The 25,886-nt window shown below is 32.2% G+C and carries 19 protein-coding genes; 14 read left to right on the plus strand and 5 right to left on the minus strand.

Features of this window, described 5'->3' with window-relative positions; all coding sequences use genetic code 11:
• The first annotated feature begins 30 nt into the window (after positions 1-30).
• Complete coding sequence (locus tag B5D16_RS08755) at positions 31-891, plus strand: patatin-like phospholipase family protein (RefSeq protein WP_078766609.1); 861 nt, start codon at positions 31-33, stop codon at positions 889-891.
• 99 nt (positions 892-990) lie between these two features.
• On the opposite strand, the gene B5D16_RS08760 is transcribed toward B5D16_RS08755, so the two are convergent.
• From B5D16_RS08760 to murC, 4 genes are all read right to left on the minus strand, one after another.
• On the minus strand, positions 991-2,175 hold the full coding sequence (locus tag B5D16_RS08760; RefSeq protein ID WP_078766610.1) for a ribose-phosphate pyrophosphokinase: 1,185 nt from the start codon (positions 2,173-2,175) through the stop codon (positions 991-993).
• A 14-nt stretch (positions 2,176-2,189) separates the two neighbouring features.
• Positions 2,190-3,173 (minus strand): ATP-binding protein, encoded by a 984-nt coding sequence (locus tag B5D16_RS08765; protein WP_078766611.1) that lies wholly within the window; start codon positions 3,171-3,173, stop codon positions 2,190-2,192.
• Between the two features lie 44 nt (positions 3,174-3,217).
• Positions 3,218-4,276, minus strand: a complete 1,059-nt coding sequence (locus B5D16_RS08770) for a DnaD domain protein (RefSeq protein ID WP_078766612.1) — start codon at positions 4,274-4,276, stop codon at positions 3,218-3,220.
• Between the two features lie 239 nt (positions 4,277-4,515).
• Positions 4,516-5,898, minus strand: a complete 1,383-nt coding sequence (murC, locus tag B5D16_RS08775; protein WP_078766613.1) for a UDP-N-acetylmuramate--L-alanine ligase — start codon at positions 5,896-5,898, stop codon at positions 4,516-4,518.
• A gap of 310 nt (positions 5,899-6,208) precedes the next feature.
• On the opposite strand from murC, the gene B5D16_RS08780 reads away from it, so the two are divergent.
• The 12 genes from B5D16_RS08780 (at position 6,209) to B5D16_RS08835 (ending at position 23,919) form a co-directional block, all read left to right on the plus strand.
• Positions 6,209-7,480, plus strand: coding sequence for a glucose-1-phosphate adenylyltransferase (locus B5D16_RS08780; protein ID WP_078766614.1), 1,272 nt, complete (start codon positions 6,209-6,211; stop codon positions 7,478-7,480).
• Entirely contained in the window at positions 7,480-8,601 is a 1,122-nt protein-coding gene (glgD, locus tag B5D16_RS08785) for a glucose-1-phosphate adenylyltransferase subunit GlgD (RefSeq protein ID WP_078766615.1), read from the plus strand. The genes B5D16_RS08780 and glgD overlap by 1 nt, the downstream gene beginning before the upstream one ends.
• 26 nt (positions 8,602-8,627) lie before the next feature.
• Positions 8,628-8,909 (plus strand): septation regulator SpoVG, encoded by a 282-nt coding sequence (gene spoVG, locus B5D16_RS08790; RefSeq protein WP_078766616.1) that lies wholly within the window; start codon positions 8,628-8,630, stop codon positions 8,907-8,909.
• A gap of 345 nt (positions 8,910-9,254) precedes the next feature.
• The gene (locus B5D16_RS08795; protein ID WP_078766617.1) at positions 9,255-10,193 is read left to right on the plus strand and encodes an AAA family ATPase; all 939 of its coding nucleotides are present in this window, start codon (positions 9,255-9,257) and stop codon (positions 10,191-10,193) included.
• An 86-nt stretch (positions 10,194-10,279) separates the two neighbouring features.
• Entirely contained in the window at positions 10,280-11,317 is a 1,038-nt protein-coding gene (locus B5D16_RS08800) for a DUF58 domain-containing protein (RefSeq protein ID WP_159444353.1), read from the plus strand.
• Positions 11,310-13,898, plus strand: a complete 2,589-nt coding sequence (locus tag B5D16_RS08805; protein WP_078766619.1) for a transglutaminase-like domain-containing protein — start codon at positions 11,310-11,312, stop codon at positions 13,896-13,898. The genes B5D16_RS08800 and B5D16_RS08805 overlap by 8 nt, the downstream gene beginning before the upstream one ends.
• Positions 13,899-13,922: 24 nt before the next feature.
• Positions 13,923-14,477, plus strand: a complete 555-nt coding sequence (gene pth / locus B5D16_RS08810; protein ID WP_078766620.1) for an aminoacyl-tRNA hydrolase — start codon at positions 13,923-13,925, stop codon at positions 14,475-14,477.
• 77 nt (positions 14,478-14,554) lie between these two features.
• Positions 14,555-18,064 (plus strand): transcription-repair coupling factor, encoded by a 3,510-nt coding sequence (gene mfd, locus B5D16_RS08815; protein ID WP_078766621.1) that lies wholly within the window; start codon positions 14,555-14,557, stop codon positions 18,062-18,064.
• A 30-nt stretch (positions 18,065-18,094) separates the two neighbouring features.
• Positions 18,095-19,069 carry a hypothetical protein gene (locus tag B5D16_RS08820; RefSeq protein WP_078766622.1) on the plus strand — a complete coding sequence of 325 codons (975 nt, stop codon included), beginning with the start codon at positions 18,095-18,097 and terminating at the stop codon, positions 19,067-19,069.
• 23 nt (positions 19,070-19,092) lie between these two features.
• On the plus strand, positions 19,093-20,472 hold the full coding sequence (locus tag B5D16_RS08825) for a D-alanyl-D-alanine carboxypeptidase family protein (protein WP_078766623.1): 1,380 nt from the start codon (positions 19,093-19,095) through the stop codon (positions 20,470-20,472).
• A gap of 40 nt (positions 20,473-20,512) precedes the next feature.
• Complete coding sequence (locus B5D16_RS08830; protein ID WP_078766624.1) at positions 20,513-20,818, plus strand: Dabb family protein; 306 nt, start codon at positions 20,513-20,515, stop codon at positions 20,816-20,818.
• Between the two features lie 59 nt (positions 20,819-20,877).
• The gene (locus B5D16_RS08835) at positions 20,878-23,919 is read left to right on the plus strand and encodes a S8 family serine peptidase (protein ID WP_078766625.1); all 3,042 of its coding nucleotides are present in this window, start codon (positions 20,878-20,880) and stop codon (positions 23,917-23,919) included.
• Positions 23,920-24,073: 154 nt separating this feature from the next.
• Here the strand turns inward: B5D16_RS08835 and B5D16_RS08840 are convergent, their stop codons facing one another.
• Positions 24,074-25,171 carry a fibronectin type III domain-containing protein gene (locus B5D16_RS08840; protein ID WP_078766626.1) on the minus strand — a complete coding sequence of 366 codons (1,098 nt, stop codon included), beginning with the start codon at positions 25,169-25,171 and terminating at the stop codon, positions 24,074-24,076.
• A 259-nt stretch (positions 25,172-25,430) separates the two neighbouring features.
• Between B5D16_RS08840 and B5D16_RS08845 the strand changes: the two genes are divergently transcribed.
• Complete coding sequence (locus B5D16_RS08845) at positions 25,431-25,859, plus strand: flavodoxin (RefSeq protein WP_078766627.1); 429 nt, start codon at positions 25,431-25,433, stop codon at positions 25,857-25,859.
• Positions 25,860-25,886: the final 27 nt, after the last annotated feature.

A 25,886-nucleotide genomic window follows, 5' to 3' on the forward strand; every position in this document is an offset into this window, starting at 1 on the left:
CCAATATATTTGTTAAATAATGGAGGGATTATGAAAAAAGGACTTATTTTGGAAGGTGGAGCCATGAGGGGACTCTTCACCGCGGGCGTTATTGATGTGATGATGGAAAATAACATAGATGTTGATGGCATTGTTGGTGTATCAGCAGGTGCTTGCTTTGGGTGTAATTATAAGTCGCGTCAGATTGGAAGAACTATTAGATATAGCGTAAAATATGCCAAAGAACCGTTGTATTGTAGTTATAGATCCCTGATTGCAACAGGTAATCTTTTTAATAAAGGATTTTGTTATTATAAAATTCCTTTTAAATTAGATAAAGTTGATAAGAAAACATTCGAAGAAAGTCCTATGGAGTTTTGGATAGTTGCAACTGATGTAAAGACAGGAAAGGCAGTATATAAAAAGGCTGAAAAGATTAATAAGGAAACTATGGAGTGGATTAGAGCATCATCATCCATGCCAGTTGTTTCAAATGTTGTTGAGATTAATGGACATGGTTATCTTGATGGTGGTATATCAGATTCAATTCCTCTTAAGTTTTTTGAAAGTCTAGGTTATGATAAAAACATTGTTATTACTACTCAGCCAGAGGATTATAGGAAGCCTCCTATTTCAAAGGAAAAAGTAATGAAAGTTGCGCTTAAAAAAATACCTGCTATTTTTGAAGCAATGAAGCATAGACATGAGATGTATAATGCTCAGGTTGATTATATAATGAGAAAGGAAGCGCAGGGTGAGATTTTAGTTATAAGACCAAAGAATACTCTTCCTATAGACCGTATTTCTCATGATCCTGACGAGATGACTCTTGTTTATAACATTGGTAGAGAAGTAGCAACAGAGATGATGCCACAGATTAGAAAGTTTTATAGTGAGAAGAAAGAAGCTTAAATAAATTATAAAGTACAACAGCAGTTATGAATTTCATAACTGCTGTTAATTTTTTTGAAAAGATATAATCTTTTCGGATATATATGATTTTTTTAAATCCTAGTTCTGTGCATTCTTTCTTTCATTATGTTTTGCAATGCACTTATTAATTCTTTCAGTTGGGCTTAAAAGTTCTGAAATTGAAGCATCATGATTTAATGTTTCAATTAAAAGAGCAATGTACTTACTCATATCAACACCAACATACCAAGGCTTTGTGAAAAGGTCTGGATCCTGATATACAAGGTTAGTTGTAAGGATTCTATCGATAAGACCTTCTTCGTATGCTTTATCAAAACGGTCAAGACCATTAGTGAAAAGACCGAATGTAGCAGCAGCAAATACCTTTCTAGCTTTTCTCTTCTTAAGTTCTCTAGCAACATCTAAAAGACTATCACCTGATGAAATCATATCATCGATAATGAATACGTCTTTACCTTCAACAGATGAACCTAAGAATTCATGAGCAACGATAGGGTTTCTACCGTTTACAAGCTGTGTATAATCACGGCGCTTATAGAACATACCCATGTCGATACCAAGAACGTTAGCGTAGTAAACTACACGGTTCATAGCACCTTCATCTGGACTGATCATCATCATGTGATCAGCGTCAATTGTAAGATCAGGTTCAGCTTTAAGTAAGTTCTTGATGAACTGATATGTAGGCTGAACTGTTTCAAATCCATTAAGTGGAATTGCATTCTGTACACGAGGATCGTGTGCGTCGAATGTGATAATATTTTCAACACCCATATTTATGAGTTCTTGGAGAGCAAGAGCGCAGTCCATAGATTCACGAGCTGTACGACGGTGCTGTCTGCTTTCATAAAGGAAAGGCATAACAACAGTTATTCTTTTACCTTTACCTGCAACAGCAGCGATTATTCTTTTGATATCCTGGAAAATGTCATCCGGTGACATGTGATTTTCATGTCCGCAAACTGAATAAGTTAAATGATGATTTGTAACGTCAGCAATAATGTAAAGGTCATCACCACGTACAGTCTGATTAATAACACATTTAGCTTCACCTGAGCCAAATCTTGGAGTCTTAAAATCAATTAAAAAAGAATCTTTTTCAAATTCTACTAAAGGTAAATCACAACCTTCAGCCATTGTTTCATGTCTCCAATTTGCGATATATTTATCAACCTTATCGCAAAGTGGCTTGATGCTTTCATGTGCCATGATGCCTAATGGGGCAACTGGAATTGTCTTGTAGTTTTTTCCATTCTGTACCATAAAAATGGGTCCTCCTATGATCTGTTTAATTGTCTTATATCTTCACCAAATACCTTGATACCTACATAGTTACCAACGATTCTTGATGAGATACGTTCTGAGTACTTCTTGGCGATATCGCCAGGAAATAAATTAGTTGAGATAATAGTTGATTTAGAGGCAAGAAGTCTCTCGTTTAGCACGTTAAAGAATGCTGATGGAGTAAATGAATTAGCAAATTCAGTTCCTAAGTCATCTATTATCAGTAAATCACAGTTTAATAGGTTATTAACTGTGTCTCCCACGTTCTCTATTCTCTTTGAGTTAAATGTATAATCTCCAAGAATTTCAAAGAGTTTTACTGCAGAAAGATAAATAACAGATTTACCTTTCTCAATAAGCTCTTTGGCAATACAGTTTGAAAGATAAGTTTTTCCAACACCTGTATTTCCGTATATAATTATATTTGTAAAGGTCGAATCAAATGTCTTGATAAAGTGGTGACAGTAATCTACAACTTCTTCGATATTCTCTAAAGCATTCTTGCCAGTTACTTTATCGAAATATGAAGGAGAGTAGTAGTCAAAACAGAAATTATCAAAATTCTCTCTATGAAGAATTTCATTTAGATTTGACTGTGAATATAATTCGTTTATAATATGCTGCTTTAAGCAGTGACATTTTTCATTTCCGATATATCCTGTATCTTTACAATCTTTACAGTTGTATATAGGATCAAGATATGTTTTTTTATAGCCAGCTCTTTCGAGAATTAATTCTCTTTCATTATTAAGAATGACACTTTCCTCAGAAAGTTTTCTTATGGCTGTAGGATCGCCGTTAATTGCTTCGATAGAAGCCTTAAGTGAAAGATTGGCCATTTCATCATTTATTTCCTTTATACGAGGAAGTTTTTCATATATTTCTTTTTTTCTATCAGCTTCCACTGTGGCATTATGATTTCTTATTTTTTCATACTTACTCATAATGCTATCAAATTGTTCATTTGTAAGAGCCATAATACCTCCTTGATAAAAAACATTACTACAAGTATTATAATACATTAAAATGCTCTGTTTTTTAATAGCTTCTGTTCAAGTTCTTCATTATTATACTCTCTCTGAGGAAAAGCTGAAAAACCATTATCATAAGAAGCAGCAGTTTTTCTTGATGACTGCTTTGGAAGTCTTGTGATTTTCTCTTTGGCGGAATTTTTATGTTCCTCATCTAATTCACTAATCTGGTCTAGGCATGTTATGCCACAGTTATGCCAGTTAGTTAAAATTGAATCTACATATTTAAAACTTGGTTCGTGAATTGAATTGATAGTTCTATTACATGCTTCAACAACAATTTCACTAGCAAATCCAAATGTATCGAACCACTTGTTAATGTATTCTTTTTCACTTTGGCCAGGATGTCTTCCTGTTATGCCAAATGCCTTGAATACGCATTTGTATTTAGTTGAATGATTGTTAGTATATTCTTTCGCGTCTTCAAGAGTTTCAATACCAATTGTAGCCCATGATATTGCAACTTTTTCAATATATCTCATGCTTTTACTTCCGCTACTGATGCAGTGTTCAACAAGATATAAAATCAAGTCTGTTGAAAAACCTAAATCAGATATGAAGTAAAGTACAGTATCTGTTTCCTTGGGAGTGAGACTAGGCTTGCCAAGATATGTTGATATAGCAAATATCAAATCAGAAAATTCCTCATCATCACAAAGTTCAGTGATAGAAGGTTTTTTCTTATCTTTCTTCTTGGAAACATTAATATCATCACTATATTCTTTTGTTCCTTTTTTGGATTTTTTGTTTGATTTACATTCGTTAATTCTAAGTCCGCTAAGTTCGCCATCTTCATCGAAACATACAGAAATTAAAGATTGTTCCTCCCAATATTTAAATGCACGAAGTATGTCGCCCTCGGTACAGTTAAGTGAATCTGCGAAGCTTGAGACAGACACCTTCATTGATCTGTCTTGGTAGCATCTTAAAAGGTATAAATACACTTTAACAAATTCTCCGTTAGCCTTACCCATGTACTCATCTATAAATGTATTTGATAATGCAGTTGTTCTTGAAGAACTACCGCGTTCTAGGAAAAGATCACCCATGTCAATACCCCTTTACTAGTAGTTATTTTCGTACGCGATTTAGTATAGCACAGGTTTGATTTTTTTAAAATAGAACGAGTGTTTGTGCCATATTTAATGGCTGATTGTGGATAATGTGGACAGTGTGCATAACTCCCACAGGGTGCATAAAATAAGGGTTTATATATGCGTTATGTAAATCAAAAATCCACATCATTTATCAACTTCTTATTGATAAAAAATGTGGATATGTTTATAACTTATTTTCCAAGTAGGTTTTCGCCTATTTTTACAACATCACCGGCACCCATAGTTATCAACAAGTCGCCGGATGATAAATTTTCTAATAAAAAATTTTCAATTTCTGAAAATGTAGGGAAGTAGTATACATTTGGGTTATACTTTTTAATTTCATTCGCTAAAGTTTGAGATGAAATACCTAAATTATCAGTTTCTCTAGCTGCATAAATGTCTGCTAATACAATCTTGTCAGCTTTGCATAGACTATTAGCAAATTCATTCATGAGAGATTTAGTTCTTGTATATGTGTGTGGCTGGAAAACCACCCATAAATCTTTATGTGGGTAGTTCTTTGCAGCTGCAATTGTTGCGTTAATTTCATCTGGATGATGAGCGTAGTCATCAATGATTTCAATATCTCCTAGCTTTCCCTTATGCTGGAATCTTCTATCAACACCTTCATATGTATAAAGACCAGCAATGGCATCTTCAACTGAGATTCCACTTGCAACTGCACTAGCAATTGCAGCAAGTGAATTAAGTACATTATGTTCGCCTGTAACTTTAAGGTTAACTTTACCAGCTTCTTCATTATTAATTAGAAGTGTATAAGACCCTCTAGCATATTCATCGAAAGATAAATCCTTGTAGCTATAAGTACAAGTGCTTGGATTACTACCAAATGTTGATACATTGCAATCTAAATCATCTGTGAAGAATGATAGGTTATCAATTTCACCATTAATAACTAATGTACCATCGCTAGGTAGAAGTTTAGCGTAACGCTTAAAACTATTTCTAATATCATCAATATCTTTAAAGAAATCAAGATGATCTTCTTTTACATTTAATATTACAGCTATAGTTGGAGCAAATGATAGAAAACTATTAGTATACTCACAAGCTTCTGTAATAAAGTTCTCTGAATTACCTACAAGAGAATTACCTCCGATTGAAGGTAACATACCGCCTACAAGAATAGTAGGGTCTTTCTTTGCGTATAGGAAGATATTAGAAAGCATTGATGTTGTACTTGTTTTACCATGAGTACCAGCAACACCAATTGCGACTTTATAATGTTTCATAATCTGTCCTAATAATTCCGCTCTTGTTAATGTAGGTATATTCTTTTCCTTAGCAGCAACTAATTCTGGATTGTCAGATTTAACAGCAGCTGTGTATACGAGAAAATCAATGTCGTCTGTAATATTAGCCTGACGCTGCCCGATGTATACAGTTGCTCCTAAATTTTCTAAAATTTCAGTTACTTCAGATTTCTTTGAATCTGAGCCTGTAACTGTAAATCCTTTTGATAATAATATTTCTGCAAGACCACTCATACTGATACCACCGATACCTGTAAAGTGAACCTTGGATTTTACTGAAAAATCAATAGTGTACATAAGTACCTCCTATTTTCTTAAAACATTCCTAGTAGATTATACTCTTATTAAAAATAAAAAGCAAATTAAATAGGATAATATTCTTAATAGGAAGAGAAAAATGGATAGTTAAAAAATAAACATTCACTATATGCAAAGTTAACAAACACTAACCTATTTTTTGTGCAAAATGACTATAAGAAAAAACGCTAATGATAAAAATTACAAAAAAATATATAAAAATATGGCTTGTTTACCATATATTTTTTTGGAAAATGTGCTATAATAGTAGTACTGAAAATATATTTTACTAACAGATGAGGTGGTTGAATTGATAAAAAAAGAGATGATTGCAATGTTACTTGCCGGGGGGCAAGGAAGCAGACTTGGCGTATTGACAGCAAAAGTTGCAAAGCCTGCAGTTGCTTTTGGGGGTAAATATCGTATTATCGACTTCCCGTTAAGTAACTGTATTAATTCGGGCATTGATACGGTAGGTGTATTAACACAGTACCAGCCTTTAAGGTTAAATGCTCATATCGGAATTGGTATTCCGTGGGATCTTGATAGGAACATAGGAGGAGTTACAGTACTTCCACCATATGAAAAAAGTGAAAACACTGATTGGTACACAGGAACAGCTAATGCGATTTTCCAGAATCTCGAGTACATGGAAACGTATAATCCTGATTATGTACTGATACTCTCAGGAGACCATATATATAAGATGGATTACGAAGTGATGCTTGATTACCACAAGGCTAATGAAGCAGATGTAACCATTGCAGCTATGCCAGTGCCGATTGAAGAGGCAAGTAGATTTGGTGTAGTAGTCACAGATGATAACAATAGAATTACCGAATTCCAGGAAAAACCTGAACATCCAAAGAGCAATTTGGCTTCTATGGGTATCTACATTTTTAATTGGAAAGTTCTAAAAGAGGCTTTAATAAAATTAAAGGATCAGCAGAACTGCGATTTTGGTATGCATATTATTCCATATTGTTTCGAACAGGGAAGACGCATATTCTCATATGAATATACGGGATACTGGAAAGATGTAGGAACATTAGGTTCATACTGGGAAGCTAATATGGAACTTATAGATATTGTTCCAGATTTCAATTTATATGAAGAATTTTGGAAAATCTATACAAAGAGTGATTCGCTTCCACCACAGTATATTGCAGGAAGCTCTGTAATAGAAAAAAGCATAGTTGGTGAAGGATGTACTATATGTGGAGAGGTTTATAACTCGGTTATTAGTCCTGATGTCACCATAGAGGAAGGTGCAGTTGTAAAGGATTCAATTATAATGCAAGGTAGTGTGATTAAGTCAGGAACGAAGATTGACAAATCAATTATTGCTGAGCGTACAGTTGTTGGAAAGGACTGTGAAATTGGATTTGGAGAGTCAGCACCTAGCAAGTTGAGTACCAAGATATATGCCTTTGATTTGGCAGTGATTGGTGAGAATTCCGTTATTCCGGACGGAGTAAAAATCGGAAAGAATACAGCTATCTCTGGAGAGACAGATTTGTCAGATTATACAGATGGAGAACTAGCTGCTGGAGACTATATAATTAAGGCAGGTGAGATTTGATGAGAGCGATAGGAATTATTTTAGCTGGTGGTAATAACTACAGGATGAAAGAGCTCTCATTAAAGAGAGCAATTGCTGCTATGCCTGTGGCAGGTAGTTACAGAAGCATAGACTTCACACTTAGTAACATGACAAATTCACATATTCAGAAGGTAGCAGTTCTGACACAGTACAACGCATGGTCATTGAACGAACACTTAAGTTCATCGAAATGGTGGGACTTTGGTCGTAAACAAGGTGGTTTATATGTATTTACGCCATCAATAACATCCGATAATGGATTCTGGTATAGAGGCACGGCGGATGCTATTCATCAGAACATTGGATTTTTGAAAAGTAGTCACGAGCCATATGTTGTAATAGCAACAGGTGATGCTGTATATAAACTTGATTATAATAAAGTTTTAACTCAGCACGTTGACAAGCAGGCGGACATTACCATTGTTTGTAAAGAATTATCTGAGGATTCGGATGTTACAAGGTTTGGTGTTGTACAAATAGATGATGACGGAAGAATTACTGACTTTGAAGAAAAACCTGATGAAGCTAGCAATAGATTAGTTTCAACAGGTATATATGTAATTAGAAGAAGATTACTTATTGAACTTATCGAAAAGTGCGTGGCACAAGATAGATACGATTTAGTAAATGACGTAATTCTTAAGTATAAAAAGTCAAAGAGAATATACTCATATATTATGGAAGAATATTGGAGAAATATTTCAACGGTTGAGGATTATTTCAGTACAAATATGGATTTCCTAAAACCAGATATAAGAGATTATTTCTTTAAACAATATCCAGATGTATATTCACGAGTAAACGATTTGCCTCCTGCAAAATATAACCCAGGAGCAGAAGTGAAGAACAGTCTTATTTCAAGTGGTTGTATAATTAATGGAAAGATAGAAGATTCTATTCTTTTCAAGAAAGCCTATATTGGAAATAACTGCGTAATTAAAAACTCGATTATCCTTAACGATGTTTATATCGGAGATAATACACACATTGAGAATTGCATAGTTGAAAGTAGGGATACTATCAATGCAAATTCAACATTCATAGGCGAAGATGGAGAAATCAAAATCGTTATTGAAGAAAATGCAAGATACACAATGTAATCAAACGTAATTAGGAGGATTGTAAAATGAAGATTACAGATGTAAGAGTTAGGAAGATGACAAAAGACGGCAAGATGAAAGCTATCGTGTCTATCACAATTGATGATGAATTCGTTGTACATGATATTAAGGTTATTGACGGTGAAAGAGGATTATTCATCGCTATGCCTAGTAGAAAGGCGTCAGACGGAGAGTATAAGGACATTGCACACCCTATAAATACTGAAACTAGGACGTCTATCCAGAACCTCATCTTAGAGGCTTATGAGAAAGCTTTAGAGGAAGATGATGAACAGCCGATAGAGTAAAGTTCGGTAATAAAGAGTGTGACCAGTGGTTTGGTTACCCTATTTGTTGATAAAGTAAAACTTAAGGTTTTACACGAAAGCAGCTATGGTTTATCCATAGCTGTTTTTGGGTTGAAAAAAGGGTTTTATTGTAACGGATTATTAGCCTGTTTGTTTATATAATGATGTTTAATAAATTGACAATTTATGATATACTAGCATAGTGAGTGGAAATTTACATTTTAAGTAAATTGTAATAATTTTTTAAGAAATCTGAAGACTCATTTATATATAATATAAATGAGTTTGATAAAGAATAATGCGGGACAAAAAAGATTAAAGAATAATTTATTTTAGGAGGAAATTATGAACGGATATGAGGTAGCTCATGAAATTATCAAGGAAGTTAACAAGGTTATTATTGGAAAGGAAGAAGTTGTAAAGAAAGTGTTGACTTGCTTTTTAGCAGGTGGTCATATTTTGATAGATGATATTCCGGGAGTAGGAAAAACAACGATGGCAATTGCATTTGCTAAGGCTATGAATCTTGAACAGAACAGAATTCAGTTTACATCGGATGTTATGCCTAGTGATGTTGTTGGTTTTACGATTTTTGATCAGGCTGAAAATGAATTCAAGTACAAACCTGGTGTTATATTCTGTAACTTGTTATTAGCAGATGAAATTAATAGAACTTCTGCTAAAACACAGTCAGCTTTATTAGAGGCAATGGAAGAAAAGAAAGTTACTGTTGATGGTGTTTCTTATAAGTTAAATAATCCATTTATGGTAATAGCAACTCAGAACCCTGAGGGTTCTGTTGGTACGCATATGCTTCCAGAATCACAGCTTGATAGATTTATGATTAGATTATCAATTGGTTATCCTAAAGTAGATGATGAAATTAGTATGTTAAAAACTAAAGAAGCAGGTAATTCTTTAGATAATGTTGTGTCAATAACGGATCCACAGACATTTGCTAATATGCAAAAAGAAGTATCAGAAGTATTTATTCATGATAGAGTTTATAAGTACATGGTTGATATTGTTAGTGCAACAAGAAAGAATAATGATATTAAGCTTGGTGCAAGTCCTAGAGGTTCTGTTGCGCTTGCAGCAATGTCAAGAGCATATGCATATCTTGAGGGAAGAAATTATGTTATTCCAGATGACGTTATTGCTGTGGTTCACGATACTTTAGGTCACAGACTTGTTATGAATATGGTTGGTGGTAGAGAAATAAAATCAAGGGATGCAATTGACAGAATTATTAGTCAGGTTATTGCTCCTGTTAGTGAGGGATAAAAAGTAATATGTGGAAGAATAGGCTTTTATATCTTTTGGGCATAATACTTTTGTTTAGTGTGTATATTATGTTCATTGAAAGATATATGTTTAATTGTATCATTGCATTGCTTGTTGGCATTGTAATTGATTACATGGTGTTTAGACATTATCGCGAAAAGATACGTATTACTATTAGTACCAGAAGCCATGTTGATATTAGAAGCAAGGTAACTCCGGTTGAGTTTAGAATTGATAATGTTAGTAATATACCAATAAGAGTTTTAAGGTTTAAATTTGAATATGGAAATGGTTTTTATTCAGATGTTATAAAGAATAAATTAGTAACTTCAGTTCCAGGATATGATACAATTGTGCATACCTTTGAATTACATACTTCACATTATGGTTGTATTAATTTATGTGTAAAGGAAATGACTGTATATTCATTTTTAGGATTATTTAAAATAACATTTTATCCAGAAATGATATCAAATATTATGATATTACCTAAAATTGACAAAGATTATAATTTTGCAATTCCAGAAGCGAATGAAGATGATGATATTTACCAGTTTGATGACAATGAAAAAGGTAATGATAGAAGTGAAGTTTTTGATATACGAGAGTATAGAGAAGGCGATAATATTAGAGATATTCATTGGAAATTAAGTAGTAAGAGAGATTTTATGGTGGTTAAGGAGTTTTCTAAACCACTCGATAATGAAAAACTCATTTATGTTGATTTTGGTGGGCTAGCTGATGGCAAGAATAGAAATTCGGAAGAATTATTAAATCTGGTAGATAAACTTTTAGAGGAATTGATGAATGTGTCATATTGCTTAATTCAAAATAATATAAAGTTCACTATATGCTGGAGTGATAAAAATGATATTGTAGCATATAAACCAAAAGATGAATATGAATTAAAAGAAGCAGTTAAAAATCTTCTTAATACAAAATTTATTGATGAAACAGTTTCAGTTTATGAGTACATAAGAAGACATCATAAGGTGAAATTTGATCGTATATATTACATTACAGTTAGTGACATGAATGACGTTAAAAATTCAATTGAAAAAATTACAAGAGGATCAACAATAGAAATTATAGGAAAAGAAAAGGGCGTTATGAGAAATGTCTAGAAAAAGAAAAAATAAAGAAAAATTGATTCAAAATCAAATTAATCAAACAATTGGAGCATGTTATATGGACATGGATGCATATGAACCAGTATCTGTTTCAAGTAATCCTAATATGGATGAAATAAAGTGGGTTATTGTAGTTGGACTTATTGGTTTATGTGGATGTTTAGCAACTATTTTTGGTATCATGGATAATTCTAGAATGAATTATGATGCACCAGGAGTAGTAATTAAGTTGATATTTTTTACAATTATTTGTTGTGTGTTAATTTGTTTTTTGAAAGAAAAAAGGAATATCGCATACTCGATCATATCGGTCTATTTAGTTTTAAGAGCTTATAGTAACTGGGAATTTTTAAAAAAAGGAATGCTTAGATTAGCAGATAATGTTGCAAGTCAGATAGATAATAATTATTCTGGTGTGGAGACTTTTGAAAAGAGTGTATCGAAACATCAGTTGGTTGGTGATGCGTTAGTGTTATTTGGTATGATATGGATTTTTGTTTTTCTTTTCATTAATAGAAAGAAAATAGAAGTGGGAATATCATATCTTTTTATGCTACCTTTTGTTATTGGAATTCTTATTATAAGTGTTTATTTGTCAATGCATTTTCTTATATTGCTAGGCATTTATTTGTTTATTTTATTAGTATCTAGTAATGGAAATGACGGAAGAAAAATAGTCGCTAAAAGGGTAAGTTTTAACACGATTATTTGCGGTATACCGTGTATTCTTATTATTGTTTTACTAGTTAATATGTTAGTTCCTAAGGGTTTGCATAATCCTGAAAAAATACAAACTATAAAGAATGATGTATCTCATCGAATAGAAGAATTTGCTAAAGTTAAACTTACTGGTGGACATAAGCAGGCTTTTGATGTGAACGATGTATTTAATGGTGGAAACATTGCGTTTAATACTGATCCAAAAATTGGAAATGTTAGCGAATTAAAACTTACCAAGAAACCTGAATTAGAAATGAATATTTTCTATGATGGTATAAATAAGTTTGGAAATAGACTTTACTTAAAAGGTAAGGCATATGATACATATAATAATAATGGATGGCAGAACACACTATATGAACCTGAAGATTCAATTGGTGATAGTAATATAGATGAGTATTATACAAGTAAATTTCCTATGTACTTTAATAGTATGGCTGGTGTGGTAGAAAAAGTCGATAAAAAAAGTATAAGTGGCATGATTGAAATAACCGATAAGTTTAATAGGGCAACTAGATTTCATCCTTATTACATAGAACCGGATTTTGATACATCATATGCAGATGAAATTATGGATAGTGGCCGTGTGATATCTGAATTATCAGATTATTATGAATCAGGAAACTATTCTGCATACAGACATAAGTTTATTTCACAGGATAATCAGACTAGTTTTTATAAACAAGCAAAATACATAAAGAAGAATATAGCTGAACATTTCGCTACGGAGGAGTCAATTGATTCTGCTGATCATCAGAGTGCATATAGATATGAATCTGATAATATCTTTATGGAGAATAATATGGATATTCCAGGGTTTACTGATATACCACGTTTTTATAATGAGTTTGAAACCATGGAAGTAGATGTTGATGGTGAAAAAATTGATCTTGTTGGGCGTGGATATGATAAAGAAATTGGAATAGAACCATATGTTGATTATGTTTTAAATTATTTTTCTAATTATAAATATGACTTGAAACCAGGTAAAACTCCTGATGATATGGATTCTGTTGATTACTTCATTATGAAGAAAAAGGGATATTGTATGTATTATGCAACAACTGCAACACTTATGTTTAGAAAGATGGGTATTGCAGCAAGATATGTAGAAGGATATGCAGTAGACTTGCCAAGTTCATATGAAGGCAATAAAAAATTAGAAGTTAAGAATAATGATAGTCATGCATGGACGGAAATTTTTATTCCAAATGTAGGTTGGATTCCTATAGAAGTTACAGTTGGAAGTGGTTCGGGTTATACTCAAAATGAGACAAAACAAGAAACAACTACAGAGAATAAATCAACTAACAGGAACGAAACAACTACAAAAAAACAATTAACAACTAAAAAGAATAATCAGCCTACAACAAAACAAGCTACAACAAAAAAGGTTGAAGAAAAGACACATAAGGTTAGTGCGCAGGCTGTAGTTAGAGTTATTCTTACTATTATTACAGCTTTAGTAATAATAATTTTATTAGCAATTGTTATAAGATTTTTATTGAAATATTTATTGAAAAAGTATTTTTATACTTTTGCATATTTTACAATTGATAGGTATGAAGTGGATCTTATTAAATTGTGTAAGATTAAAAACATAAATATTACTGAAAACTATGATAGAAATAATAGCATTAGTAGAATTATAAAAGAATTTGGTGTTAATGAAAGTCTTGTTAAACAGGTTTATGCTTTAATAGATAGAGCTAAATATAGTAAGAATGCAGATATATCATCAGAAGAAAGAAAAAAATTATATAAACTAATTAGTAAAATAGCACATAAAATCAATCAGGAAGGTAATATGATTACTAAGTTGAAGGTTGCGCTTTTGATGCTTAGATATAAATAATAATTAGTTAGAAAGAGGATATTTATGTACGTTATAGTGGGACTTGGAAATCCAACGGATAAATATAAAGGAACAAGACATAATATAGGATTTGATGCAGTTGATGAGATTGCAAAAAGATTTGATATTAAGGTTAATACGGCAAGACATAAGGCTTTATGTGGGACTGGTGTCATAGATGGAAAGAAAGTTGTTATCGTTAAGCCACAAACGTTCATGAATTTAAGTGGTGAATCGGTAAAAGCAGTTTGCGATTTTTACAAGGTTGATGTTACAGAGGAATTGATTGTTTTATACGATGATATAAGTCTTGATGTTGGCCATATAAGAATTAGGGCTAAAGGAAGTGCTGGTGGGCATAATGGAATTAAGAATATTATTGCTCATTTGGGTACTCAGGAATTTAAAAGAATTAAAATTGGAGTGGGTGCTAATGAGGGTGATCTTGTTAAGCATGTACTTGGAAAGTTTGATAAAAAAGATAGAAGTGCAGTTGATGCGGCGATTAATGATGCTGCATCAGCAGCAGTTGTTATGATGAGTGAGGACATTCAGACTGCAATGAATAAGTATAATTAAGCAAGTTATGAATGTTTGTATTTTATAGTTAGTTGCAAAATGCTACTATGTTCAGGTTTTCAATAAAGGTGGTTAATATGAAGGCGTTATATGGGCTTATTGAAGGTTTGTACGGATATAGCGAGACAAAATATCATATGGGTAAGGGTCATATGCCGATGCAGATAAACGGGTGTTCTGAAAGCCAGTTTGTCCATTTCGTTATGTCTATTTCTAAGGATGTTAAGCAACGAATTATTATTACACATAGTGAAAAAAGAGCAAGACAAATAGCAGAAGATGCTTCATATTTTGAGGATAACGTTCATGTATATCCAGCTAAGGATTTTATATTTTATAATGCAGATATTCATGGGAACCTTCTTTTGAAAGAGAGAATGAAGGCACTTAGAAGTCTGATACGTGGGGAGAATATTACTATTGTTACAACAATGGATGCATTTATGGATAAACTTCTTCCAGCTGAAAGACTTAAAAGTTCAATACTCTCTTTTGAAGTAGGTGGAGAAGTTGATTTAGATGAAGTTAGAAGTGTTCTTGTTAGAACTGGTTATGAATTTAATTCACAAGTTGAAGACAAGGGACAGTGTGCTATTAGAGGAAGTATTATAGATATATTTCCACTTGAAAGTGATAATCCATATCGTATTGATTTATGGGATACAGAAATTGATAATATAAAAGTTTTTGATGTAAGTACACAAAGAACAATAGAAAACATAAAAGAAGTTCAAATTTATCCAGCAACAGAGTATATGTATACTCCTGATGAAATTCAGGCTGGTGTTAAGAAGATTGAGGCTGAATTAAAGAAAACGTATAATACGTTAAGAGATGAATTAAAGACTGAACAGGCACATAGACTTAAAGTGACAATTAAGGAATTTCTTGAGTTACTTGATTTAGATGCAAAGGGAATTAACAAGGATGCATTTGTAAATTATTTTACAAATGAAACTTCGAATTTTTTTGATTACTTTGATGATGATGCAATTATTTGTGTTGAAGAGCCAGCAAGAAGTTTTGAACATCTTAATGTGGTATGGGAAGAGTTTTTAGATAGTTCAAAACATAGACTTGATGATGGATACATGCTTCCAGGACAGATGAAGAATCTATATACTCCTTCGGATATAATAAGTTTTTTATCCAAAAGAAAATCATTGTTTTTCACAGCACTTGATCAAAAGATTAATGAGATAAAGTGTAAGGAAAAGATAAATGTAGAAACCAATAATACGGTTGTATATAACAATGATTATGAAATGCTTATAAGAGACATTGAGTTTTATAAGCGACAGAAATATGGAATTATGATTCTTTCTGCTTCAAAAACAAGGGCGGAAAGACTTGCAGGTAATTTAAGAGAATATGATATTAATGCTTTCTACACTGAGGATGATAGAATTCCAGCTGCAGGTGAGATTATGGTTAGGTATGGTAATCTTCATAGAGGCTTTGTATATCCATCCTTAAAATTTGTATTAATATCTCAAAATGACATATATGGTACCGTTAAGAAAAAGAAGAGACATAGGAAGGCATCTGGTGATGTAATTACGGACTTTGGTAGTCTTAACATTGGGGATTATGTTGTTCATGAAAGTTATGGTATCGGTGTATATAGAGGAATAGTTAAGGCTGAAGTTAAGGGGATAATTAAGGACTACATTAAGATAGATTATGATGGTGGAAGTTCACTTCATGTTCTTGCAAGTGACCTTGATCAAGTAGCTAAATATTCAGGTGCTGAAGGTGTGGCACCTAAGCTTAATAAGATAGGTGGACAGGAATGGTCTAAAACCAGAAGCAGAGTTAAAAGTGCTGTTAAGGATATTGCTGCTGACTTAATAAAGCTTTATGCCGCTAGAGAGAATAGTGAAGGATTTGCTTTCTCTGAGGATTCATTATGGCAAAAGGAATTTGAAGAGATGTTTCCTTACGAGGAGACTGATGATCAGCTCAATGCAATAGATGCAGTTAAGTCTGACATGGAAAGTAAGAAGACCATGGATAGACTTATATGTGGTGATGTTGGTTACGGAAAAACTGAAGTGGCAATTCGAGCTGCATTTAAGGCCGTACAGGATGGAAAACAGGTTGTGTTCTTAGTACCTACAACCATACTTGCATCGCAGCATTACAATACATTTGCTAGTAGGTTTAAGGATTTTCCTGTTAGAGTTGATGAACTTTCAAGATTTAGAACAAAGAAACAGGTTGAGAATACCCTTGCTGATTTGAAGAAGGGATTTGTTGATATATTAATTGGTACTCACAGGGTTTTATCAAAGGATGTTAAGTTTAAGGATTTAGGTCTTTTGATTATTGATGAGGAACAGAGATTTGGTGTTAAACATAAGGAGAAAATCAAGGAACTAAAAAATAATATTGATGTGTTATGTTTAAGTGCAACTCCTATTCCAAGAACACTTCATATGAGCATGATTGGAATAAGGGATATGTCGGTATTATCCGAACCTCCAGTTGATAGAATGCCTGTACAGACATTTGTTATGGAGTATAACGATGAAATGGTAAGAGAAGCCATTAATCGTGAGCTTTCAAGAAATGGTCAGGTGTATTATGTACATAACAGAGTTAATAATATTGAGGATATTGCAAGCAAACTTCAAAAGTTAGTTCCTGATGCAAATATTGCAATTGCTCATGGAAGAATGAGTGAGAGAATGCTTGAATCGGTTATGTATGACTTTATGAATGGTGATATAGATGTATTAGTTTCAACAACTATTATTGAAACTGGTCTTGATATATCAAATGTTAATACCATGATTATACAGGATGCGGATCGATTTGGACTTTCGCAGCTATACCAGTTAAAGGGGAGAGTTGGAAGATCGAATAGAACATCATATGCATTCTTGATGTATAAGAGAAATAAGATTTTAAAGGAAGTTGCTGAAAAGAGACTTCAGGCTATTAAGGATTTTACTGAGCTTGGTAGTGGTTTTAAGATAGCTAAAAGAGATCTTGAAATTAGAGGAGCTGGTAATGTTCTTGGAGCAGAGCAGCATGGACATATGGAAGCGGTTGGATATGATTTATATTGTAAGATGTTAAATCAGGCCGTTGCCATGTTTAAGGGATTAGAGATACCATCTGAATTTGAAACAAGTATCGATATTCCTATAGATGCATACATTCCTAAGAAGTACATTGAAGATGAGATTGCTAGACTTAATGCTTATAAGAAGATTGCAGCCATTGAAAATGAAGATGAAAAAGATGATATCATTGATGAGTTCACTGATAGGTATGGTGATGTTCCAAAAGTAGTCTTGAGTTTGTTAGAGGTTGCAAATATTAAAGCAAAAGCGCATAATGTATATATTAAAGAGATAAGAGGAAACTTGAATGAACTGACATTTGTTTTGTATGAAAAGGCGGAACTTGATGTTAGTAGATTTCCTGAAGTCTTGGATAAATTTAAGGGTAAGTTAAAACTCATTACAGATGCTTCTCCTAGACTTGTTTATAGAAAGGGTAGAGCCATGGATGGTAGTGAGGAGTTAATTGAAATGATTAATTGTATTATTTCAGAATTAGGTGAAATAAAGAATTAATTATTTGCTGTTATTTGGAGAAAAAATAGTATGTATGTTTTGAATGATAATTCAAAAAAAAGTGTAAATAAGTTTTTAAAGAAAACTGTAGTTGTATGTATGACTGTAGCGTTATGTTTTTCTCTAGCTTCATGTAAAAAAAAGAAAGAGGAAAAATACACGGCTATGAAAATAGGAAGTAGTAATCTTTCGCCTGGAATACTAAGATATTATGCTTATAATGCGCAGGCTAGTTACGAAAACTATTACATGGCTTCAGGCGCACATATCCACTGGAGTGAAGGAAAGAATAAAGTTTCTTTAGAGGAACAGGTAAAGAATCAAACACTTGAGGATATGGTTAAGAAGTATAAACTTATTAATCATTCTAAGGATTTTGAAGTGAACAAGTCAGATATTAGGGACAAGGATGTTTCTGATATGGTTGATAATTACGAAAAAAATTCTTCTGATGTGCTTAAAGGTAAAGTTGATGCTAGTAAAAATGATTTAAAGAGTATTTTTACTACATATCTAATGTATGAGGAAATATGTGATTATATTAAGGAAAAATATAATATTGTAGTTGATAAGGAATTATACAGACAGGTTAGTATCAATTTGATTGAAGTATCAGGAGATGATGCAGCAAATACAGCTGTTAAGATATGCTCAGAAGTTAATAAGGGCGGAACAATAGTTGATGTCGCATCAAAGTATAAACAGGAAGTAATTGAAGGTACAATTGGAGCAGGAGATCGAGATAGGGATAAGATTGAACTTGCATGTCTTTCTATGAAAACTGGTGAATGCGTAAACGTAAATACTGATTTAAAGAATTATGTTATATATTGTGTTAATGATAATGACGAAAAAGCTACAGACATAATAGTGGCTGATAAAGAAAAAGAATTATTAAATCAGCAAATAGATTTGATTGTAAAAAATTATAAAGATGATGTAAAAATCGATAATGAAATGTGGGATAGAATAAATTTTAATGATCCAATTTTTGAAGAAAAATAATCAAAAGATGGGGAAATAAGAGTATGAGAGTGAAGAAAATTATTACACATATTGTGGTATACGTTTTGTTTGTTTTGGCAGTAATTGGGGTTTGTCTTGCTGTAAAGACACAGGGTGAAAAAAAGAAAACTAGTAAAAATGTTGCTGTGGATACCGAAAAAACTTCAACTGAAAAAGTGACTAAAACAGAAACGAAAACGGAGACAGAAACAGAGACGGAAACAGAACCAGAACCAGAAACAAAGGAGCCTGTTGATCCAGCTGATGAATATTTAGAAACAGTTAAATTTGCTAATGAAGATGAGTATGTTGATTGTATAAATGATAGATATGAACAGGCTGGAACTGAAGATGATACTGATATGACTGAGACTGAAAATAATCTTGATGAAGTTTCTAATCAAAACTTTGATCTCGGCGATGTTGATACAGATGATTTAAGTGATGATGATAGTTTTGAATCGTTTGATAAACATAAATATGATATGTTAAGTTCAGTAGATTATACATATTCTAAATTTGATAAAACTTCAGAAATTAATGCGGAAGCAGGATTCTTAGTTGATTTGGATTCACTAGATATATTATATGCAAAGAATGGATTAGAAAAGAGAGCGCCAGCTAGTACAACTAAGTTATTGACAGCTCTAACGGTATTGGAATTCTTAGATTTGGATGAAGAAGTTTTAGTTGGTAAAGAACAAGAATTCGTGGCGGCAGATGCTAGTGCTTGTGGTATCAAGGAGGGAGAAAAGTATACAGTATATGAACTTTTAAATGGTATGCTTTTATGTTCTGGTAATGATGCTGCATATACATTGGCATATTATACAGGATTACGAGTATATGATAGACTTGAAAATAGTGAAATCTATGAATATAATACTGATACAAGAGATGGGGAATATGCCCCTGAATGTGATGATACAAATGTGTATGCGGCTGATAGCAATGAGGCTAAGAAGTACATTGATGAATGTGTTAAATACATGAATAAGAATGCTGAAGAAATGGGATGTGTCAATGTGAATTTTGAAACACCCGATGGCTATGATACAGAAGGCCAGTATGTTACAGCGATTGACTTAGCACGAATTGGTGTTATGGCAAAGAATAATATTGTAATTAGTGATATTTGTGCTAGTACTTCATATTATGATAAATCACTTGATGTTACTTGGCAGACAACTAATGAACTTATGAATAAAAATGGAGAGTTTTATAATAAAAAAGTTGATGGATTAAAAACAGGATCAACAGGAGAAGCTGGAAAGTGTTTTGTAGGTTCGGCATCTGATAATAATAATAAGTTTATTTCGGTTGTTTTAGGTAGTGATCAAAATGGCAGATGGAATGATAGTAATTATTTATTAAATGCAGGATTTAAGTATATGAATAAGTAAGTTCAAAAGAGTTATTGTATTTTTTGAAAGGAGACATATTATGGTAAAGCATGTAATTATTTGGACATTAAAGGATAATTTTTCCGAAAAGGAAAAACAGGAGATTAAGGCTTCAATTAAGGAAGGACTAGAGGGCCTTAAGGGTAAAATACCTGGACTTCTAGGAATTAAGGTTTATACAGATGGTTTATCAAGTTCGAATGGTGATTTAATGCTTGATAGTATGTTTGAAGATAGAGCTGCTCTTTCAGTATATGCATCACATCCTGAACATGTTGCAGTAGCTGATAATAAGGTTAGACCTTATACAAAGATTAGAAGCTGTTTTGATTATGAAGTAAAATAATAAACTAATATAAGAACGCCAGGGATATATCCTTGGCGTTTTTGAGAAGAGGTGTATGGATGAAATTTGGTAAAAAGGCTATAGCTATTATGCTTTGTACTTCTTTAGGTTTGACTATTAATGTAAATGCTACTGAGTATCAAAATTCTGCTAAGTATCAAAATGATACTAAGTATTATGATGAATTAATGGAATTTGAAAGCGGAAGTGAGAATCTAGAACTTGATGATAAAGGCAGTGAATTTCAAACTAAGAGATTAATAGTTGAGGGAGAAGTTGATAAGGATATATTAGACCATATTGATGATAAAGATGTTTTAGTTACTGATAGTGGATATAGTGTGATATCATTTGCTGATGAAGAAGATACAAAGGAAGCATATGATTATTTAAGAAAGAATAATGAAATAAAAAGTGTATCTGGTGAGAATGTATATGGCGTAAATGATATTAATGAAGAATATTATGTTAAGGATGCAGATATAAATTGGGAGCGTAATAGTGTATATAGTGAAGACTATACAGCAAATGATTTCTTGAGAAAAGATAATTTATCATGGGGGAGTGATTTTATTGAAAGTCCATTTTTAGTTGATTACATAAAGGGTTCAAAAGATATTAACAAGAAGGATGTTGTTGTTGCAGTAATTGATACGGGGGTTAATACAAAACATAGTATTTTTGAAGATAGAATTGTTGATGGAGCTCGTTCATTTGTCTTTTCGGAGCCAGGTATTGATGATAAATATGGCCATGGTACACATGTTGCAGGTATAATAGTAGATAATACTCCAAGTAACGTTAAAATACTCCCAATAAAGGCATTAGGTGCAAATGGAAAGGGAAGTGATCTTTCTATTTCAGCTGCAATTGATTATGCAGTAGAAATGGGGGTAGATGCAATTAATATGAGTCTTGGCGGTAAGGCAACATGGACTACATCATTAGTTGAAGATTCTATTAAGAATGCGAAAAATAATGGAATTAGTGTTGTTGTATCTGCAGGTAATGAAAATGATAATGCAGATGAATGTTCTCCATCAAGAAGTGATGCGTGCATTACTGTTTCAGCATGTGATGATAAAGGAAATATTGCTGATTTTTCAAATTATGGAGATTGCGTTGATGTATGTGCACCAGGAGTTTTTATTTATTCATCGTATAAAAGTATGTATGGATATTTAGATACATATAATTATGAGAGCGGCACCTCAATGGCGACACCTTATGTGACTAGTGCTATTTGTATGGTAAAGATGCTTCATAAAGATTTTGATGTAAATCAGGTTGAAGAGTTTATTGAAGAGCACGTTGATGAGTATGTGGCTGATAAAAATTACGGTAGTGGTATTATAGATTTAGGTAGTTATTTAGATGGTGAAAGATGTAGTGATGTTATATTTGATCATTCAAGTGGAAATCCAGAGGATAATCCGATAGAAGTAAAATTATCTTGTGCTACCGAAGGTGCAAGTATATATTATACAACTGACAATACAACACCAAGTGTTAATAATGGTATAAAGTATAGTGAACCAATTATAGTTGAACATAAAGCACAGATTAAAGCAATAGCTATAAAGGAAGGTTTATTAAATTCTAATGTTACTAAGGCTGAATATATAGGTGATAATGAAGTTTTTGATAGTGATTACTTGGTTCGTGATGGAGTAATATGTGGATTTAAAGGAAATATTGGATTATTAAGTTTAAGAGACGGTTTAGAAATACAAGCACAGAAAATAACTGAGATAGGATATAGAGCTTTTAGAAAAGCTAAGGTTGGTGACCTTGTCATATCAGAGGATATAGTAAAACTTGGTGAAGAAGCATTTGCTGATTCACCGGTAGAGCATGTATATTTTCTAGGACAAATTAAATATATAGGATCACGTTGTTTTTATAATTGCAAGAATTATAATGTTGCATGCAGTAGACTAACTAGTTGTGCATATGTAGGGGATGAAGCATTTGGTAAATGTCCGAAGGCGGAATATATAGAGTTGCCTAGTTGTTTACATATTGGGAAAAATATTGCTAAGGAATGTGAAAATCTAAAAGTAATAGGTGCTCCAAAGTGTAAAAATGTTGAGAATGATTGTGGAACAGTAATTGATAAAAATACAACATTCCAGGCATATACTGGTGAAGGTGTAAAGGTTACTTCTAATGTTGATGAATATATATATTTATATTATGAATTAGATGAAAAAGTATATGGTGGTAAAGTAGAAAAAGGACAGACTGTAATTGTTCCAAAGAATGTAGACATTTATGCAATGTATAATAATTCTTTTAAGTATTTGGATTTTAATGGTGATAGCGTAGGGTATTATGTTTCTGGTTTAGGAATGGAGGTTGAATCAGTAGATTATTGTATTAAAGAAGATACAGTTATTTCTTATTCTGAGAAGAGTGTAAAGAATGATGTATCTGAGGCTTTAGTTTCATTTGAAGATGACGTTATACACGCTGAAAATGGGGAAATACCTAATATAAAGGTTTCTTTATTTGGTACAGAACTTAAAGAAGAGGATATGGATATAGTTTGTGAAGATGTTTTAAAAACTGGAATTGCAAAAATGGTAATTACTGGTAAGGGTGATTATAAAGGCGTAAAAGAAGTATATTATTATGTTTCAGAAAAGAAAGATAATGAAGTTATTGAAGATAATAATAATGAAACAGATAAAAAAGATGATTCTAAGAGTGATGTAAAGATTAGTGTTGTAACTAATGATAAATTAGATGGTAAGAACACTTCAGATTGTGAAAATACTTCTAAACTTATAAAAAAATCAGCAATTAAGAAGGCTAGATATTCTAAGGGAAAACTTAGATTGGTTTGGAAGAAGGTAAAGAATATTAATGGCTACCAGATTGCTATATCTTCAAGCAAGAAGTTTAAAAAGAATGTTAAGACTATAAATATAAAGAAATCATCCTGCTATAAGAAGATTATTAAAAAATTAAAGAATAAGAAATTATTTTTAAGATTTAAAAAGAAAAAGGCTGTATATGTTAGAATTAGAACATTTGTAAAGAATGGTGGTAAGAATACATATAGCTTATGGTCTAAAGTTGTTAAGGTTAAGTATTAATAGTAAGTATTAAAATGATACTAACAAATAACTATTGAAAGAAAAAATATAATTCATAAAAAACATGTATCTATTTTTAATAGATACATGTTTTTTGCTTTAAATAATATATTGTTATTATTTATATATTTAATTGTATTATCTAGATGATTATCTATTTAATAAATACAGCTTCAGCAGAATATCTAAGTGGAGAGGAGAATATCTCCTTCTTGAATTTTTTATCTGCTGTTACATAGAAGTAATAATGCTTTCCGTTAACTAATGCTTCTTTTTTGATTTTCTTTACCTGGAAAGAAGTTGCTTTGTTCTTAACTGTTTTAATCTTTTTGAAGTTCTTAGTGCCTTTAGTTGATGCATAAATTGTATAGCTTGTAGCACCTTTAACCTTTTTCCAAGAAAGTTTAATTGAGCCGTTTTTATAATCAGATGTAGCAATAGTATCAAGAGCGTTAGTTATGTACTTTGTAGCCCATTTACCATATACTTTTTTTCCATTGAAAGTTGTATATGATCTGATTTTGATTTTATAAAAAGCTGTACTATCAATTTTCTTGATTTCTAATGAACTTGATTTTGAAGTTGCTTTTTTATATTTTACCTTCTGAGTTTTTATAACTTTACCTTTGGCGTTACATATTTTGATTTGCACGCCATCTGCATAAGCTGCTCTATCCCATGATAGGAAAACTTCTTTTAATGTTGGATAACATTCTGAAATAGTCACCTTGCTAGGTGCAGTAGGAATAAGCTTTATGTCTTCTTTTTTTAATGTGATAAACTTTGAGTTTGTATCAATTTTATATTCGCCTTTTTCATCAGTAAATACTGGGTAGATTTTAATATCATCATCAATGGATGTTCCTTTTTCAAAACTTAATGTTGCAGTAAGTGTAATTACTGTTCCAGCTTTTACTTGAGTGATTTGTGAATCGTTAAGTTTTATTAAAGTCTTTTTATTACCATAGTTTACTTCGTATGCATTAGCATTTGCTGCGCTTTTAAATGAAATTATGATTTTATTTTCAAATATTTTATCAACTTTTGCACTGTTTTGTACTTCATCAGATATTACAATATCTTTTTTTGTTTCTTCTGAGTTAGTAGTAGTTTGAGTACTATCAGTTTTTGTTTCTTCAGCATATACTGTTTTAGATAGAGAAGACTCCATATTATTTATAAATGGAGTATAACTAAATAATGTAAAGGTTGATAATGCAACAAGTGCATATGTACTAATTTTCTTTTTCATTTTATTCCTCCCGATATAATACGTATAAATAGTAAGGTTATTTCTTCTTGATATAACCTTCTCAATTATAACAAAGGAAATGGTTACTTTTCAAGATAAGTTGATAACATTTTATCAATAATGAATTTATGTGTTGACGAATAGATTTTATCGTGATATTCTCTATTCGAGTTAGCAAATGCTAACTGAATCATTTGAAAAAACTTGTGAACTATAATTACAAATGATTAGTTAAAGGATTAATTAGGAGGCATTGGAAATGGACAAAATTTATGTTGTATATTGGTCTCAGACAGGAAATACAGAAAGTATGGCAAATGCAATTGCTGCAGGAATTAAGGAAGCTGGTAAGGAAGCAGCAGTTGTAACACCATCAGAAATTAGCGCAGATGATTTAAATAATGCAAGCGTATATGCATTAGGTAGTCCAGCTATGGGGGCTGAAGTAATTGAAGAGGAAGAAATGGAACCTCTTGTAAGTGCTATTGAAGCAAATGTTAGCGGAAAGAAAATTGCTTTATTCGGATCATACGGATGGGGCGATGGTGAATGGATGCGTTCTTGGGTTGAACGTATGACAGCTGCAGGCGCTACTGTAATTGGTGGTGAGGATGCAATTTGTCAGGATGCACCGGATGGTGATATGGAAGCTAAACTTGCAGCATTAGGAAAAGAGTTAGCAAGCTAATTAGTGTATTAAGAAAGATTTGTGAAT

The sequence above is a fragment of the Eubacterium uniforme genome (genome assembly GCF_900167115.1).
Classification (GTDB): domain Bacteria; phylum Bacillota; class Clostridia; order Lachnospirales; family Lachnospiraceae; genus Eubacterium_S; species Eubacterium_S uniforme.

What these genes read in the sequence shown, in the direction of transcription:
- B5D16_RS08825 (WP_078766623.1), top strand. Translation starts at nt 19,093, where the DNA reads ATGAGAGTGAAGAAAATTATTACACATATTGTGGTATACGTTTTGTTT.
- mfd (WP_078766621.1), top strand. Translation starts at nt 14,555, where the DNA reads ATGAAGGCGTTATATGGGCTTATTGAAGGTTTGTACGGATATAGCGAG.
- glgD (WP_078766615.1), top strand. Translation starts at nt 7,480, where the DNA reads ATGAGAGCGATAGGAATTATTTTAGCTGGTGGTAATAACTACAGGATG.
- pth (WP_078766620.1), top strand. Translation starts at nt 13,923, where the DNA reads ATGTACGTTATAGTGGGACTTGGAAATCCAACGGATAAATATAAAGGA.
- B5D16_RS08805 (WP_078766619.1), top strand. Translation starts at nt 11,310, where the DNA reads ATGTCTAGAAAAAGAAAAAATAAAGAAAAATTGATTCAAAATCAAATT.
- B5D16_RS08770 (WP_078766612.1), bottom strand. Translation starts at nt 4,276, where the DNA reads ATGGGTGATCTTTTCCTAGAACGCGGTAGTTCTTCAAGAACAACTGCA.
- B5D16_RS08800 (WP_159444353.1), top strand. Translation starts at nt 10,280, where the DNA reads ATGTTTAATTGTATCATTGCATTGCTTGTTGGCATTGTAATTGATTAC.
- B5D16_RS08845 (WP_078766627.1), top strand. Translation starts at nt 25,431, where the DNA reads ATGGACAAAATTTATGTTGTATATTGGTCTCAGACAGGAAATACAGAA.
- murC (WP_078766613.1), bottom strand. Translation starts at nt 5,898, where the DNA reads ATGTACACTATTGATTTTTCAGTAAAATCCAAGGTTCACTTTACAGGT.
- B5D16_RS08830 (WP_078766624.1), top strand. Translation starts at nt 20,513, where the DNA reads ATGGTAAAGCATGTAATTATTTGGACATTAAAGGATAATTTTTCCGAA.
- B5D16_RS08840 (WP_078766626.1), bottom strand. Translation starts at nt 25,171, where the DNA reads ATGAAAAAGAAAATTAGTACATATGCACTTGTTGCATTATCAACCTTT.
- B5D16_RS08820 (WP_078766622.1), top strand. Translation starts at nt 18,095, where the DNA reads ATGTATGTTTTGAATGATAATTCAAAAAAAAGTGTAAATAAGTTTTTA.
- spoVG (WP_078766616.1), top strand. Translation starts at nt 8,628, where the DNA reads ATGAAGATTACAGATGTAAGAGTTAGGAAGATGACAAAAGACGGCAAG.
- B5D16_RS08835 (WP_078766625.1), top strand. Translation starts at nt 20,878, where the DNA reads ATGAAATTTGGTAAAAAGGCTATAGCTATTATGCTTTGTACTTCTTTA.
- B5D16_RS08760 (WP_078766610.1), bottom strand. Translation starts at nt 2,175, where the DNA reads ATGGTACAGAATGGAAAAAACTACAAGACAATTCCAGTTGCCCCATTA.
- B5D16_RS08755 (WP_078766609.1), top strand. Translation starts at nt 31, where the DNA reads ATGAAAAAAGGACTTATTTTGGAAGGTGGAGCCATGAGGGGACTCTTC.
- B5D16_RS08795 (WP_078766617.1), top strand. Translation starts at nt 9,255, where the DNA reads ATGAACGGATATGAGGTAGCTCATGAAATTATCAAGGAAGTTAACAAG.
- B5D16_RS08765 (WP_078766611.1), bottom strand. Translation starts at nt 3,173, where the DNA reads ATGGCTCTTACAAATGAACAATTTGATAGCATTATGAGTAAGTATGAA.